This is a genomic window from Actinoplanes sp. NPDC049118 (assembly GCF_040648555.1).
GTDB lineage: Bacteria > Actinomycetota > Actinomycetes > Mycobacteriales > Micromonosporaceae > Actinoplanes.
In genome coordinates this window covers 312,003-325,954 of record NZ_JBEZDY010000007.1, presented here as the reverse complement: position 1 = coordinate 325,954, position 13,952 = coordinate 312,003, and the positions used below count along the sequence as shown (strand labels likewise).

The 13,952-nt window shown below is 70.5% G+C and carries 15 protein-coding genes; 14 read left to right on the top strand and 1 reads right to left on the bottom strand.

The window, feature by feature from the left end; genetic code table 11:
• Positions 1–26 precede the first annotated feature (26 nt).
• The 5 genes from AB0B58_RS13660 to AB0B58_RS13640 all read left to right on the top strand — a co-directional run bounded on the left by AB0B58_RS13660 (position 27) and on the right by AB0B58_RS13640 (position 5,606).
• Positions 27–410, top strand: a complete 384-nt coding sequence (locus tag AB0B58_RS13660) for a DUF485 domain-containing protein (protein WP_360222607.1) — start codon at positions 27–29, stop codon at positions 408–410.
• Positions 407–2,047: a cation acetate symporter gene (locus AB0B58_RS13655; RefSeq protein ID WP_360222604.1), complete on the top strand. Its 1,641-nt coding sequence runs from the start codon at positions 407–409 to the stop codon at positions 2,045–2,047. Before AB0B58_RS13660 ends, AB0B58_RS13655 begins: the two co-directional genes overlap by 4 nt.
• 97 nt (positions 2,048–2,144) lie before the next feature.
• On the top strand, positions 2,145–3,152 hold the full coding sequence (locus AB0B58_RS13650) for a hypothetical protein (protein WP_360222601.1): 1,008 nt from the start codon (positions 2,145–2,147) through the stop codon (positions 3,150–3,152).
• A gap of 88 nt (positions 3,153–3,240) precedes the next feature.
• Positions 3,241–4,017 (top strand): ABC transporter ATP-binding protein, encoded by a 777-nt coding sequence (locus tag AB0B58_RS13645; protein WP_360222598.1) that lies wholly within the window; start codon positions 3,241–3,243, stop codon positions 4,015–4,017.
• Positions 4,008–5,606 (top strand): ABC transporter permease, encoded by a 1,599-nt coding sequence (locus AB0B58_RS13640; protein WP_360222595.1) that lies wholly within the window; start codon positions 4,008–4,010, stop codon positions 5,604–5,606. The genes AB0B58_RS13645 and AB0B58_RS13640 overlap by 10 nt, the downstream gene beginning before the upstream one ends.
• On the opposite strand, the gene AB0B58_RS13635 is transcribed toward AB0B58_RS13640, so the two are convergent.
• The gene (locus tag AB0B58_RS13635) at positions 5,600–5,887 is read right to left on the bottom strand and encodes a hypothetical protein (RefSeq protein WP_360222592.1); all 288 of its coding nucleotides are present in this window, start codon (positions 5,885–5,887) and stop codon (positions 5,600–5,602) included. The genes AB0B58_RS13640 and AB0B58_RS13635 overlap by 7 nt on opposite strands.
• 13 nt (positions 5,888–5,900) lie before the next feature.
• On the opposite strand from AB0B58_RS13635, the gene AB0B58_RS13630 reads away from it, so the two are divergent.
• The 9 genes from AB0B58_RS13630 (at position 5,901) to AB0B58_RS13590 (ending at position 13,908) form a co-directional block, all read left to right on the top strand.
• Positions 5,901–6,302 (top strand): UTRA domain-containing protein, encoded by a 402-nt coding sequence (locus tag AB0B58_RS13630; protein WP_360222589.1) that lies wholly within the window; start codon positions 5,901–5,903, stop codon positions 6,300–6,302.
• Between the two features lie 8 nt (positions 6,303–6,310).
• On the top strand, positions 6,311–6,850 hold the full coding sequence (locus AB0B58_RS13625; RefSeq protein WP_360222586.1) for a flavin reductase family protein: 540 nt from the start codon (positions 6,311–6,313) through the stop codon (positions 6,848–6,850).
• Between the two features lie 109 nt (positions 6,851–6,959).
• A complete protein-coding gene (locus AB0B58_RS13620; RefSeq protein ID WP_360222583.1) occupies positions 6,960–7,334 on the top strand; it encodes a DUF485 domain-containing protein in 375 nt (124 codons plus the stop codon).
• Positions 7,334–9,010 carry a cation acetate symporter gene (locus tag AB0B58_RS13615; protein WP_360222580.1) on the top strand — a complete coding sequence of 559 codons (1,677 nt, stop codon included), beginning with the start codon at positions 7,334–7,336 and terminating at the stop codon, positions 9,008–9,010. The genes AB0B58_RS13620 and AB0B58_RS13615 overlap by 1 nt, the downstream gene beginning before the upstream one ends.
• A 70-nt stretch (positions 9,011–9,080) precedes the next feature.
• Complete coding sequence (locus tag AB0B58_RS13610) at positions 9,081–10,046, top strand: UDP-glucuronic acid decarboxylase family protein (protein ID WP_360222577.1); 966 nt, start codon at positions 9,081–9,083, stop codon at positions 10,044–10,046.
• A gap of 170 nt (positions 10,047–10,216) precedes the next feature.
• Positions 10,217–11,410 carry an LCP family protein gene (locus tag AB0B58_RS13605; RefSeq protein ID WP_360222574.1) on the top strand — a complete coding sequence of 398 codons (1,194 nt, stop codon included), beginning with the start codon at positions 10,217–10,219 and terminating at the stop codon, positions 11,408–11,410.
• A 161-nt stretch (positions 11,411–11,571) separates the two neighbouring features.
• Positions 11,572–12,762, top strand: coding sequence for an LCP family protein (locus AB0B58_RS13600; protein ID WP_360222571.1), 1,191 nt, complete (start codon positions 11,572–11,574; stop codon positions 12,760–12,762).
• Positions 12,763–12,778: 16 nt separating this feature from the next.
• Positions 12,779–13,114 (top strand): rhodanese-like domain-containing protein, encoded by a 336-nt coding sequence (locus AB0B58_RS13595; RefSeq protein WP_360222568.1) that lies wholly within the window; start codon positions 12,779–12,781, stop codon positions 13,112–13,114.
• Positions 13,111–13,908: a glycerophosphodiester phosphodiesterase family protein gene (locus AB0B58_RS13590; RefSeq protein ID WP_360222565.1), complete on the top strand. Its 798-nt coding sequence runs from the start codon at positions 13,111–13,113 to the stop codon at positions 13,906–13,908. Before AB0B58_RS13595 ends, AB0B58_RS13590 begins: the two co-directional genes overlap by 4 nt.
• Positions 13,909–13,952: the final 44 nt, after the last annotated feature.

The following is a 13,952-nucleotide window of genomic DNA, read 5'->3' as shown; positions in this document are numbered from 1 at the left end:
GACGGGGGACGGCGAGACTGCCCGACATGGACGGCGAAGCGAAGCCCCCGAGGACCCGGGTGGTCCTCGGGGAGGTAGCGGCTCGCCGCCCACCGGCGGATCCCGCGAAGGCGGACCTCGCGGAGCAGACCCCGGTGGGCGAGGCCCTGGTCAAGGGCCTGGTCCGGGCCCAGCTGGCCCTCGCCCTGCGACTCTCGCTGGTGGTGGTGGCGGGCCTCGGCGCCCTGCCGCTGCTCTTCGCCGTCGCCCCGGCCGTCGGCAAGGCGAAGGTCCTCGGCGTCAACCTGCCCTGGGTGCTGCTCGGCGTGCTCTCGTTCCCGTTCCTCGTCGGCGTCGGCTGGGCGTACGTCCGCTGGGCCGAGCGGAACGAGCAGGACTTCGCCGCCGTGATCAACAGGCCGGAAGCGTGAACCCGTACGTCGTCCCGGGTCTGGTCCTGGTCGTTCTGATCACGGTCGGCATCGGCGCCTACGGGTTGCGGTTCGCCCGGACCACCTCGGACTTCCTCGTCGCCTCCCGGTCGGTCAGTCCCACCTGGAACGCCGCGGCGATCGGCGGCGAGTACCTCTCCGCGGCCTCGTTCCTGGGCGTGGCCGGCCTGATCCTGCGCTACGGAGTCGACGTCCTCTGGTACCCGGTGGGCTTCGCCGCCGGCTACCTGGCCCTGCTGCTCTTCGTCGCCGCACCGCTGCGCCGCTCCGGCGCGTTCACCCTGCCCGACTTCTGCCAGGTGCGGCTGCGGTCCCCGCTGCTGCGCCGGCTCGCGACCGTGTTCGTCATCTTCATCGGCTGTCTCTACCTCGTACCCCAGCTGCAGGGCGCCGGGCTGACCTTCGCCACGCTCACCGGCGGCCGGTACGAGTGGGGTGCGCTGCTCGTCGGCCTCGTCGTCACGGCCAACGTCGCCCTCGGCGGCATGCGCGCCATCACCTTCGTGCAGGCCTTCCAGTACTGGCTCAAGCTCACCGCTCTCGCCGTACCGGTGATCTTCCTGATCCTGCAGTGGCAGGCGGACGGGCGCCCGGCCGTGACACCGCCGTCCGGCCCGGTCTTCTCCGCCACGACCACCGTGACGTTCTCCGAGTCGGCGACCCTCACCCTGCCGGACGGCTCGCACGACCGGGTCGACGCCGGGGAGGAGCTGACGTTCGCCGCGGGCGAGCCCGTGCCGGACGTCAGCTCCGTCGACGATCGCCGCGGCGCGGACTGGCTGCTGCCGGGCGGCGGGGCGACGCTCTTCGCCACCTATTCGCTGATCCTGGCGACGTTTCTCGGCACGATGGGCCTGCCGCACGTGCTGGTCCGCTTCTACACCAACCCCGACGGCGCCTCCGCGCGGCGCACGACCCTCGTCGTGCTCGGGCTGGTCGGCCTCTTCTATCTCCTGCCCACCCTGTACGGCGTCCTCGGCCGCATCTACACGCCGCAGCTGTTGATGACCGGCCGGACCGACGCCGTGGTACTGCTCCTGCCCGAGGCGGCGCTCGGCGGCGGCCACCTGGGCCAGTTCCTCGGCGCGCTGGTCACGGCGGGCGCGCTCGCCGCGTTCCTCTCCACCTCGTCCGGGCTGCTGACCAGCGTCGCCGGGGTGGTCTTCACCGACGTGCTGCACGCCGACCGGGGCGGCGGCTCGGTGCGCGACTTCCGGCTCGCCACCGTGCTGGCCGCGCTCCTGCCGATGGCGTTGTCGATCTACGTGGCGAACATGGACGTGTCGCGGGTCGTCGGGCTCGCCTTCGCCGTCGCCGCGTCGAGCTTCTGCCCGCTGCTGGTGCTCGGCATCTGGTGGCGCGGGCTGACCGACGCCGGCGCGATCGCCGGAATCCTGGCGGGCGGCGGGGCGGCGATGGGCGCGGTGTTGTTCACCGTCCTGGGGCCCGCGCTCAGCGGCTGGCCCGCGCAGCTGGTCGGGCAGCCCGCGGCCTGGACCGTGCCGCTCGCCTTCCTGGTCATGGTGCTCGGGTCGCTGATGACCAGGCGACGGCTGCCGGGCGACATCAGCGCCACCATGCTGCGTCTTCACGCTCCGGAGTCGCTACAACCATAAATATATTTAAGGAAGGTTTTCTGAACTCTCCGCCGCTCGCCCTCCGTAGCTATCGGTGCTGCAACGGGGCAGATCGACTAGGGCGAAGGAGCGGTTCATGTACCGGAAGAGCAGGACCAGTGGCCGGACTCGGAAGCTGCTGATCGGTGTCGCCGCGGCGGCACTGGCCGGCGGGGCATTCGCCGTCAGCACGGGTCTGAGCAGCGCCGGCGAGAACTGCGCCGGCCTCGACCAGGCGCTGAAGAACAACCTGGACTTCATCGGCGAACAGCGGGGCGCCGCCCGGGACGCGCTCTCCGACGCGCGGATCGCGAACCGCCAGGCGGTGGTCGACCAGATCAACCAGCGCCGCGCGGTGGCCGGCTGCACCGGCGACGTCCAGGCGCAGGCACCCGCCGCCAAGCCGCCGGCCCAGGCGCCCGCCCAGCCGCCCGCGGCCGGCAACGCCAACAACGGCAACAACGGCAACGCCGGCAGCGGCAACGCCGGCAGCGGCAACGCCGGCGAGGTGGTCTGCAAGGGCTCGACCGTGACCCTCTCCGGCGAGGGCGGCGCGCCCGCCGCGTCCAGCGGCACATTCCCGATCGGAACAACCCTGAAGGTCACCAACCTCGACAACAACAAGAGCACCACCGTCAAGGTGGCGTCCACGTCCGGCAGCTGCGTGCTGCTCAACAACGCGGCCTTCGAACAGGTCCGCGAGGCCGGCAAGTTCCTCATCCGGCGCGCCGTGATCGAACGGGTGGGTGCACCCGCGGCCGGCAACGGCAACGCCGCCAAGCCGCCGGCCCAGGCACCCGCCCAGCCGCCCGCGGCCGGCAACGCCAACAACGGCAACAACGGCAACGGCAACGCCGGCGAGGTGGTCTGCAAGGGCTCGACCGTGACCCTCTCCGGCGAGGGCGGCGCGCCCGCCGCGTCCAGCGGCACATTCCCGATCGGAACAACCCTGAAGGTCACCAACCTCGACAACAACAAGAGCACCACCGTCAAGGTGGCGTCCACGTCCGGCAGCTGCGTGCTGCTCAACAACGCGGCCTTCGAACAGGTCCGCGAGGCCGGCAAGTTCCTCATCCGGCGCGCCGTGATCGAACGGGTGGGGTGAACGGGGGTCCACCCGTTCGGCGAATTGAGAGTGGCCCGGACCGCCCCTGGGGTGGCCGGGCCACTTACTTACCGTTAGGTTCTTCGGCATGACGGTCCCCCCGCAGCGCTCGAGTCCGGACTTGGCGCTCGCGCTGCGTGGTCTCGTCAAGCAATTCGACACAAAACTGGCGGTTGCGGGCATCGATCTCGAGGTGCCCGCCGGCTCGTTCTTCGGGCTGCTCGGCCCGAACGGCGCCGGCAAGACCACGACCCTGTCCATGGCGGTCGGCCTGCTGCGGCCCACCGCGGGCCGGGCCGACATCCTCGGGTACGACGTGTGGGCCGACCCGGCCGCGGCGAAGGCCCGGATCGGCGTGCTGCCCGACGGCGTACGCCTCTTCGACCGGCTCACCGGCACGGAGCTGCTCGCCTACCACGGGTTGCTGCGCGGGATGGACGCCGACGTCGTCAACCGGCGGTCCGCCGAGCTGCTGGACGTGCTCGCCCTCGGCGCCGACAACCGCACCCTGGTCGTCGACTACTCCGCGGGCATGAAGAAGAAGATCGGCCTGGCCTGCGCGATGCTCCACGCGCCCCGGCTGCTGGTGCTGGACGAGCCGTTCGAGGCGGTCGACCCGGTGTCGGCCGCGCTGATCCGCGACATCCTCCAGCGGTACGTGTCCGGCGGCGGCACCGTCGTCTTCTCCAGCCACGTGATGGCGGTGGTCGAGCGGCTCTGCACCCACGTCGCGATCATGGCCGAGGGCACGATCCGGCTGCGCGGCTCGCTCGCCGAGGTGCGCGGCGAGCGGTCGCTCGAGGACGTCTTCGTCGAGGTCGTCGGCGGCCGCACCGCGACGGGTTCGGAACTCGCGTGGCTGTAGGCGTCCGGCACTTCGTCAGACTGAAACTCCGCATCACCGCGAACGGCCTGCGCGGTCAGACCTGGCGGGTGGTGCTCTTCGTCGTCGGCGCGGTGATGGCGGCGTGCACGGCCGTCGGCGGGTACGCGCTGCTGAGCGTGCCCGGCCTGCTGGACGACCAGCGGGCCGCCGAGACCGTCCTGCCGCTGGCCGGCGCGGCCGTCATGCTCGGCTGGCTGTTCCTGCCGCTGGTGTTCTTCGGCGTGGACGAGTCGCTCGATCCGGCCCGCTTCGCCCTGCTGCCGCTGCGCCGGCGCACGCTGATCGGCGGACTGTTCGTGGCCTCGCTGGCGGGCGTGCCGGCGGCGGCGACCCTGGCCGGCACGCTCGGCATGGTCGACACCGCGGCCCGGCTCGGCGGTCCCGTCGCCGCCGGAGTCCAGCTCGCCGGCGTCACCGCCGGGCTGCTGCTCTGCGTGGCGATCAGCCGCGCCCTGACCAGCGCGTTCGCCACCGCCCTGCGCTCGCGCCGGGCCCGGGACCTGGCGACGGTGCTGCTCGCCGTCCTCGCGGCCCTGCTCGGGCCGCTGCAACTGGCCGCGATCGCCGGCGCCGAGAACGCGGACTGGGCCGGCCTCGGCCGGGTCGCCGACGTGGTCGCGTGGACGCCGCTCGGCGCGCCGTACAGCGTCGGCCTGGACGTCGTGGCCGGCCGGGCCTGGGCCGTGCCGATCAAGCTGGCGCTGGTCCTGGCGACGATCGTCCTCCTGCTCCGGTGGTGGCACGCGACGCTCGAGCGCGCCATGCTCGGCACCGTCGGCCACTCCGGGCCGCGCGAGCGAACCGCGTCGGCGCGCGAGCCGGTCGCCCAGCTCGTGCCGCGCTGGCTGCCGCAGACCCGCTTCGGCGCGCTCGCCGCCCGCGAGATGCGCTACTGGTGGCGCGAGACCCGGCGCCGGGCCAGCCTCATCACCTTCGGCGTCGTGGGCGTCTTCCTGCCGATCTTCATCGCCGTGAGCAGCGGCACCGCCGGCGCACCGACCAGCATCCTGGTCTTCGTGGGCGCGCTCGCCGCGGCGAGCCTGGCGAACCAGTTCGGCTTCGAGGGCAGCGCCTACGCTGCCAACGTCGTGGCCGGCGTCCCCGGCCGCGTCGAGCTGGCGACGCGGGTCACCGGCCTCTCCGTGTACGTGCTGCCGGCGCTGCTGGCGATCGCCGTGATCGTCGGGGTCGTGATCGGCGAACCGGGCACGGTCCCGTCGATGATCGGCACCCTCGCCGCCGCGTACGGGGTGGGGCTCGCCCTGGTCCTGCCGATCTCCGTCCGGCTCGCGTACGCGCTGCCGGACACGGCCAACCCGTTCGCGCTGTCGTCCGGCGGCGGCATGGCGAAGGGCCTGCTCAGCATCGGCGCCCTGTTCGGCGCGGCGCTCATCACCGTGCCGCTGCAACTCGCCGCGTACCTCGCCGACGACTTCTGGCGCTGGGCCGGCCTGCCGCTGGGCCTGCTGTACGGCGGCGCCGCGCTGGTGCTCGGGCTGCGCATGGCCGGCTCGATGCTGGACCGGCGGATGCCCGAACTGCTGGCGACGGTCACCGCCGATCAGTAGCTGGTGCCCATCGCCTCCCGCACCTGCCGCAGGGTCTGATCGGCGACGGCGTTGGCCCGCGCGTTGCCGGCCCGCAGCACCTCCCGGACGAGTCCGGGCTCCCGCGCGTACGCGGCCCGCCGGGCCCGCATCGGCGCCAGGAACTCGTTCACGGCCTCGGTGACCGTGCGTTTCAGCGCTGCGGCACCGGCGTCCCCGATCTCCGCGGCGACGTCGTGCGGATCCCGGCCGAGACAGAGCGCGGCAAGTTGCACCAGCCCCGAGACGCCCGGCCGCGCCACCGGGTCGTACGTGATGCGCCGGTCCGCGTCGGCATTCGGGCTCGCGGAGGGCGACCCGGTGATGCTGCGGCATCAGCTTCTTCTTCTCGATGACGAGCCGGCCGAACTCGTCTGGTCCTACTACCCGGTGGAGGTCGCCCGGGGCACCGTTCTCGCCGAGTCCCGGCGAATCAAGGGCGGGACACCGGCCGTCCTCGCGGCCCTCGGACTCCCGATGCGCAACGCCATCGATCAGGTCGCGACCCGGCTCGCCACCGTTGCGGAGTTCGTCGCCCTCCGGCTGCCGGAAGAGGTGCCGGTGCTGCGGCAGTTCCGGGTGGTCTACACCGAGGGACGGCGACCGGTCGAGGTCAGCGTCATGGTCAAGGCCGGTCAGCAGTACGAGGTCCAGTACGAGCTTCCCGCGCCCGGCTGAGCGGCAGAATGTTGCACGTGAATCCTGTCGAGCCCGGCGCGCACATCCACTCCGGCGATCCGTTCGCCACCCCGGAGCAGGACAGGTCCGCCGTGCGGCGGCTTCGGGGGCGGCTCGCCTCGCCCGTCACGCTCTGGACCGCGCCCGGGCCGTCCGGGCTCACCGTCTCCTCCGTGCTCGTCGCCGACGGCGACCCCGGGCGGGTGCTCGGGCTGGTCGACGAGGAGAGCGACTTCTGGGACGCCCTCTCGGTCGCCAAGCGCTTCGCCGTCACCCCGCTCGGCTTCGGCGATCAGCAGCTCGCCGACCGGTTCGCCGGGCTGATGCCGTCGCCCGGCGGGCTCTTCGCCCTCGGCGACTGGATCGAGACCGACTTCGGGCCCGTTCCGGCCGGCGCCGGCACGTGGGTGGGGTGCGGGCTGGACGGCGCGCGACCGTACGGCTGGGGCCTGCTCGTCGAGGCCACCATCGAGTCGATACACCTCGACGGGTCACCGCCGCCGCCCCTGACGCATTTTCGCGGCCGGTACCGGGGCCTCGACCGGTAAGCGCAACAGGGCAGCCACTCGGCGCACCCGCCGACCGGCGGTCAGTGACGGCCGCCACTGCTTCGTACGGTGCGGAAAAGACCCGCCCCCACGAAGGTGGTGAGCCACGTTGACAACCGAAGCGACCCCGACCGAGAAGTATCTCGAGGTCCAGCAGTCGGAGGAGTTCGTCCGACTGCGCCGCAGGCTGCGTAACTTCATCTTTCCGACGACCGTCGCGTTCTTCCTCTGGTACTCGCTGTACGTCCTGCTCTCCGCGTACGCCCGGGACTTCATGTCCATCAAGATCATCGGGAACATCAACGTCGCGCTGCTGCTCGGTCTCCTGCAGTTCGTGTCGACGTTCGTGATCGCCTGGTACTACTCCCGCTTCGCGGCGCGCGAGATCGACCCGATCGCCGACAAGATCCGCGGCGAGATGACGGCCGGCGCAGCGGCCGCGGCGCCCGAGGATCCTGAGACGAAGCCGGAGGCGGCGAAGTAATGCAGAGTCACTCGCTTCTGGCGGCCGAGGCGACCACCTCGACGAGCCGCACCCTGACCATCACGCTCTTCCTCGTCTTCGTCGCGATCACGCTGGCGATCACGATCTGGGCGAGCCGCCAGACGAAGACGGCGACGGACTACTACGCGGGCGGCCGGTCGTTCTCCGGCTTCCAGAACGGCATGGCGATCGGCGGCGACTACATGTCGGCCGCGTCGTTCCTCGGCATCGCCGGCCTCATCGCCCTGTACGGCTACGACGGCTTCCTCTATTCGATCGGCTTCCTGGTCGCGTGGCTCGTCGCGCTGCTGCTGGTGGCGGAGTTCCTGCGCAACTCGGGCCGGTACACGATGGCCGACGTCCTCGCGTTCCGGATGCGTCAGCGCCCGGTACGCACCGCGGCGTCCGTCTCCACCATCGTCGTGTCGATCTTCTACCTGATCGCCCAGATGGTCGGCGCCGGCGCGCTGGTCAGCCTGCTGCTCGGCATCAAGCCCGGCACCACGTTCCTGGGTATGGACGCCGACACCGCCAAGGTCGCGACGATCATCCTGGTCGGCGCGCTGATGATCGTGTACGTGGTGGTCGGCGGCATGAAGGGCACCACGTACGTGCAGATCGTCAAGGCGTTCATGCTGATGTCGGGCGCCCTGATCATGACTCTGCTGGTGCTGGCGCACTACAAGTTCAACCTGTCGTCCCTGCTCGGCGACGCCGCCGAGCAGTCCGGCAAGGGCGCGGCGTTCCTGGAACCCGGCCTGCGGTACGGCGTCGAGTCGGACGACGCCGCCAAGACCTTCTACAGCAAGATGGACCTGCTCTCGCTCGGCATCGCACTGGTGCTCGGCACGGCCGGCCTGCCGCACATCCTGACCCGGTTCTACACGGTTCCGACCAGCAAGATCGCCCGCAAGAGCGTGCTCTGGGCGATCGGGATCATCGGCACCTTCTATCTGTTCACCCTGGCGCTGGGCTTCGGCGCGGCGGCCCTGGTGGGCGGCAAGGCGATCACCGAGCAGGACAAGGCGGGCAACACGGCCGCACCGCAGCTCGCGCAGGCGCTCGGCATCGACTACCTGGGCGGCGAGACGGGCGGCGCGGTGCTGCTGGCGATCATCGCGGCGGTCGCGTTCGCCACGATCCTCGCGGTGGTGGCCGGCCTGACCCTCGCGTCATCGTCGAGCGTCGCGCACGACTTCTACGCCAGTGTCATCAAACGGGGGCAGGCGTCGGAGCGTGACGAGGTGCGGGTGGCCAGGATCGCGGCGTTCGTCATCGGCGCGGTCGCGATCGTACTGTCGATCTTCGCGCAGAGCCTGAACGTCGCCTTCCTGGTGGCGCTCGCGTTCGCGGTGGCGGCCTCGGGCAACCTGCCGGCGATCCTGTACAGCCTGTTCTGGAAGGGTTTCAACACCTCCGGGGCGCTGTGGGCGATCTACGGCGGCCTGACCTCCGCCGTCGTGCTGGTCTTCTTCTCGCCCGTCGTCTCCGGGTCGCCGACGGCGATGTTCCCGGACAGCGACTGGCACTGGTTCCCCCTCAACAACCCGGGCATCATCTCCATCCCGTTCGGGTTCCTGTGCGGCTACATCGGCGCCAGGATCTCCAAGGAGTCCGACCCGAACAAGTACGCCGAGCTCGAGGTCCGTTCGGTGACGGGCTACGGCGCGCACTGAACGGAAGTGGAACGAACAGGGGCCGATGTGCGAATTCGCGCATCGGCCCCTCTCCCTTAGAGTGGCCCACATGTCAGTGCAGCAGCGGTACGGCGCAGGTCATCGGATCCTCATCAGCGGCGGCGCCGGATTCGTGCCGTCACACGTCGTTGATGCCCTGATCGCCCGGGGCTGCACCGTCGTCGCTGTGGACAACTTCGTCACGGGAGCCAGGGAGAACGTCGCGCACCTGGCGGCCGAGCCCCGCTTCACGCTGATCGAGGCCGACGTCACCGAGGGGCTGCCCGCGCACCCGGCGCTGGCCGAGCGGTTCGACGCGGTCATGCACATGGCATCGCCGGCCAGCCCCACCGACTTCGCCAAGCTGCCGATCGAGATCCTCAAGGTCGGTTCGCAGGGCACGATGACCATGCTCGACCGGGCGCTCGCGGACGCGGCCCGCTTCCTGATGGCCTCCACCTCCGAGGCGTACGGCGACCCGCTCGTGCACCCGCAGCCGGAGAGCTACTGGGGCAACGTCAACCCGATCGGCGTACGCGCGGTCTACGACGAGTCGAAGCGGTTCTCCGAGGCCGCGACGATGGCGTACCACCGCTTCCACGGGCTCTCGACGGCGATCGTGCGCATCTTCAACACGTACGGCCCGCGGATGCGGCCCGACGACGGCCGGGCCATCCCCACCTTCATCGACCAGGCGCTGCGCGGCGCGCCGATCACCGTGCACGGCACCGGTTCGCAGACCCGTTCGATCACCTACGTCGACGATCTGGTCCGCGGCATCCTGCTGCTGCTCGACTCGAACGAGACCGGCCCGATCAACTGCGGCACCGAGCACGAGTTGACCATGCTCGAGCTGGCCGAGCTGATCGTGCGCCTCTGCGGCAGCGACTCGAAGGTCGACCTGGTCGCGCGGACCGCCGACGACCCGGAGAAGCGCCGCCCGGACCTCACGCTCGCCCGGAAGCTGCTCGGCTACGAGCCGCAGGTGGGGCCGGAGGAAGGCCTGCGGCGGACGATCGACTTCTTCAAGGCGTGAGCAATTCGACACGGTAGTGAACGTTTTACGAACAGTAATTGCCTCCTCCCTTCGTGCCGAGCCGCCGTTCCTGCACGCTTTGCGTGGTTCGGGGTACGTAATCTGAAGTCATGTCTGCGACCACGTCCCCTTGGGGTAGCTCGTCCGGCCGGGCTTCGGTGCCGGGTTCGATGAGCCGGGCTTCGGTGCCCGGACCGGGCCGCGACGGCGCGGGCCGTCCCACGTCGGGGCGCGCGGGCTTGCCCGGCGCACGCCCGGCCGGGCGCGGCGGCTGGCAGCCGCAGGGCCCCGGTGGTTCCGGCGGCCCGCCGTACGGGCCCGGGGGCAACCGCCCCGGGCGGCCGTACAAGGGCAAGCGCAAGCCGCGCTGGGGGCGCATCGCCCTGGTGGTCGGCGCGGTGGTCGCCCTGGGCGCCCTGTTCGCGGGCTTCTCCCTGTACGGCTACGCCAACAACCTCAACGACGACCTCAAGCGCACCGACGCGTTCTCGGACATCACCGGCGGCCGCCCGGCCAAGACTGTCGACGGGGCGATCAACATCCTGCTGGTCGGCAGCGACTCGCGTGACCCGGACGCGACCAAGGAGGACACCAACTCCTGGCGCGCGGACACGCTGATCGTGATGCACATCCCGGCCGACCACAAGTCCGCACAGCTGGTCTCGATCCCGCGTGACCTGTGGGTGCAGATCCCGTCGGGCAACTCGGCCGACTGCAGCAGCGGCAGCCGCGCCAAGATCAATGCGGCGTTCGCCTTCGGCGGCCTGCCCCGCGCGGTGCGCACGGTCGAGTGCATGACCGACGTGCACCTCGACCACGTGCTGGCCATCGACTTCGGCGGCTTCAAGGAGGTCACCGACGCGCTCGGCGGCGTGGACCTGAAGGTGGAGCAGAGCATCACCTCGATCCACAAGCCGTTCCGCAAGTTCAAGAAGGGCACCATGCACATGAACGGTGCACAGGCGCTCGACTGGATCCGGCAGCGCAAGCAGTTCGCCCGCGGCGACTTCGCCCGCATGCAACACCAGCAGGAGTTCCTGAAGGCGCTGATGGACAAGGCGGCCAGCTCCGGCACGCTGAGCAACCCGGCCAAGCTGAACAGCTTCCTCAAGGCGACCACCAACGCCGTCACCGCCGACCAGGACTTCTCGCTGACCGACATGGCGCTGCAGTTCCGCAGCCTGCGCGGCGAGAACCTCACCTTCATCACCAGCCCCAACCTGGGCAGCCAGACCATCGCCGGACAGAGCGTCGTGGTCTCCGACCGCGAGAAGGCCCTGGCTTTGTACAAGGCGGTAGCTGCCGACAAGATGGACGAGTGGATGGCGTCGACGAAGGCGCCGTCGAGCCAGGCCGGCGGCTAGTACTTGGTAAACGGGCAAACGGCGCGGGTCGACGGCAATCGTCGGCCCGCGCCGTTTATGAACACTGCGCGTCATTGATCTGAAACCGACAAGACCTCGCAAGAGATCGAAGTTGAACGTACAGTGATGTCCGCCCCGATGCCGAGACGCTTGGAGAACGCATGACCGTCCAGACCCCCCGACGTTCGCCGTCGCTGGATCGGGACGCCGTCACGGCCCCCAAGCGCACCGCGCACGCGGTCCCGCCCGCACCCCCGAAGGTCAAGAAGAAGAAGGACCCGCTCTGGGCGAAGCTCACGGTCGTCCTGGGCGCGCTTCTGATGATGGGCAGCGGCGCGGGCATCGTCGGCAGCAAGTTGGTGATCAGCAGCGCCACCAGCGGGATCGAGCAGGACGACCTCACCGGTGGCGGCAAGAAGACGAAGGCCGAGGGCGGCAGGAACCTCGACGGCCCGATCGACCTGCTGCTGATGGGCGTCGACGCACGCAAGCGCTGGGCGGTCGACGAGATTCACGCCGACACGATCATCATCCTGCACATCCCGGCGAGCCACGACCAGGCGTACCTGGTCTCGATTCCGCGCGACACCGAGGTTGACGTCCCCGCCTTCGCGAAGAGCCGCTACGCGGGCGGCAAGGCGAAGGCCACCGAGGCGTTCTTCCACGGCGCGCAGAACGGCGGCGGATGGGCCGGCGGCGCGCAGCTCATGTCGCAGACGCTGAAGAACGCGACGGGCATCAGCTTCGACGGCGCGGCGATCATCGACTTCAACGGCTTCAAGGGCGTCATCGACAGCCTCGACGGCGTGAAGATGTGCGTGGACCAGCGGGTCAAGTCGCACCACATGGTCATGGTCGACGGCAAGCCGATGTACCTGGCCGAGGCCCGCAAGACCGGCAAGAGCCAGACCCCGATCTACCACGAGAAGGGCTGCCGGGAGATGGAGGGCTGGGAGGCCCTCGACTTCGCCCGCCAGCGCTACGGCCTGACCCACGGCGACTACGACCGCCAGCGCCACCAGCAGCAGCTGATCAAGGCGATGGCCAAGAAGGCCAGCAGCAGCGGCATCCTCACCAACCCGACGAAGATCACTCCGCTGATCAAGGCGGCCGGCAAGGCGTTCGTGCTGGACACCGGCGGCGTGCCGGTGGCCGACTTCCTCTTCACCCTCAAGGGCGTCGCCGCGAACGACCTCGTGCTGCTGCGCAGCAACAACGGCACCTTCGCCGGCAACGGCAGCGGCCGCGAGGCCATCACGGAGAAGAGCCGCGCGATGTACCGGGCGGTCAAGCAGGACAAGCTGGCCGACTTCATCATCAGCAACCCGGACGTCGTGGCCAAGGAGAAGTAGCTCTACCCTGGGATGCGTGTTCGGACCACAGGTACCCAGCGTGACGCCGCCGCAGGTCGAGGCCACGGCCTACCTGCTCGATGTGCGGGAGCCCGACGAGTGGGCGGCCGGGCACGCGCCCGACGCTCACCACCTGCCGATGATGGAGGTCCCGGCCCGCATCGCCGAGATCCCCAACGAGACCGAGGTCGTGGTGGTGTGCCGCTCCGGCGGGCGCTCCGGCCAGGTCGTGTCCTACCTCATGGGCAACGGCTGGGACAACGTGCGCAATCTCGACGGCGGCATGCAGGCGTGGGCCGGCGACGGCCGCGATGTCGTCAGCGAGAACGGTCAGCCGCCCCGCATCCTGTGAGCCAGAACCGCCCGCTGGTCTTCGCCCACCGGGGCGGGGCCGAGGCGCTTCCCGAGCACACCCTCGCCGCGTACCTCCGTGCGCTGGACGAGGGTGCCGACGGCGTGGAGTGCGACGTCCGGCTGACCCGCGACGGGCACCTGGTCTGCGTGCACGACCGGCGGCTCAACCGGACCAGCAACGGCACCGGCCTGGTCAGCGCGAAGACCCTCGCCGAGCTCGAGGCGCTCGACTTCGCCTCGTGGCATCCCGCCGCGGCCACCGAGGACCTGCAGGTCGAGCACACCCGGCTGCTGACCCTGGAGCGGCTGCTCGACGCGTTGCGTGAGCGCGGCCGCCCGGTCCGGCTACTCATCGAGACCAAGCACCCCTCACGGTACGGCGCCGACGTCGAACGCCGGCTGATCGAGATGCTGCGCCGGTACGGGCTGGCCGAGCCGGCGCCGGACGATCCCGTTCGGGTGACGGTGATGTCCTTCGCCGCGCTCGCGCTCCGCCGGATCCGTACGCTGGCGCCCGGCATCCCCACGGTCTACCTCCTGGAGATACTGCCGCCGGGGGTCGGACGGGGACGGCTGCCCTTCGGCGCGAGGATCGCCGGCCCGGGGATCGGCATGATCCGCGGGAAGCCGAACCTGGTACCGAACCTGCGCGCGGCCGGCCACGGGGTGTACGTCTGGACGGTCAACGCAGAGGAGGACGTGAATCTCGTGCTGGCACACGGGGTCGACGGGATCATCACGGATCGCCCGCGCTTCGTGCTCGACCGCCTCGAGAAGGTACCGCCGGTGTGACACGGACCACTCTTGGCCCGGTTGGGGGCAAGATCCACACCAAC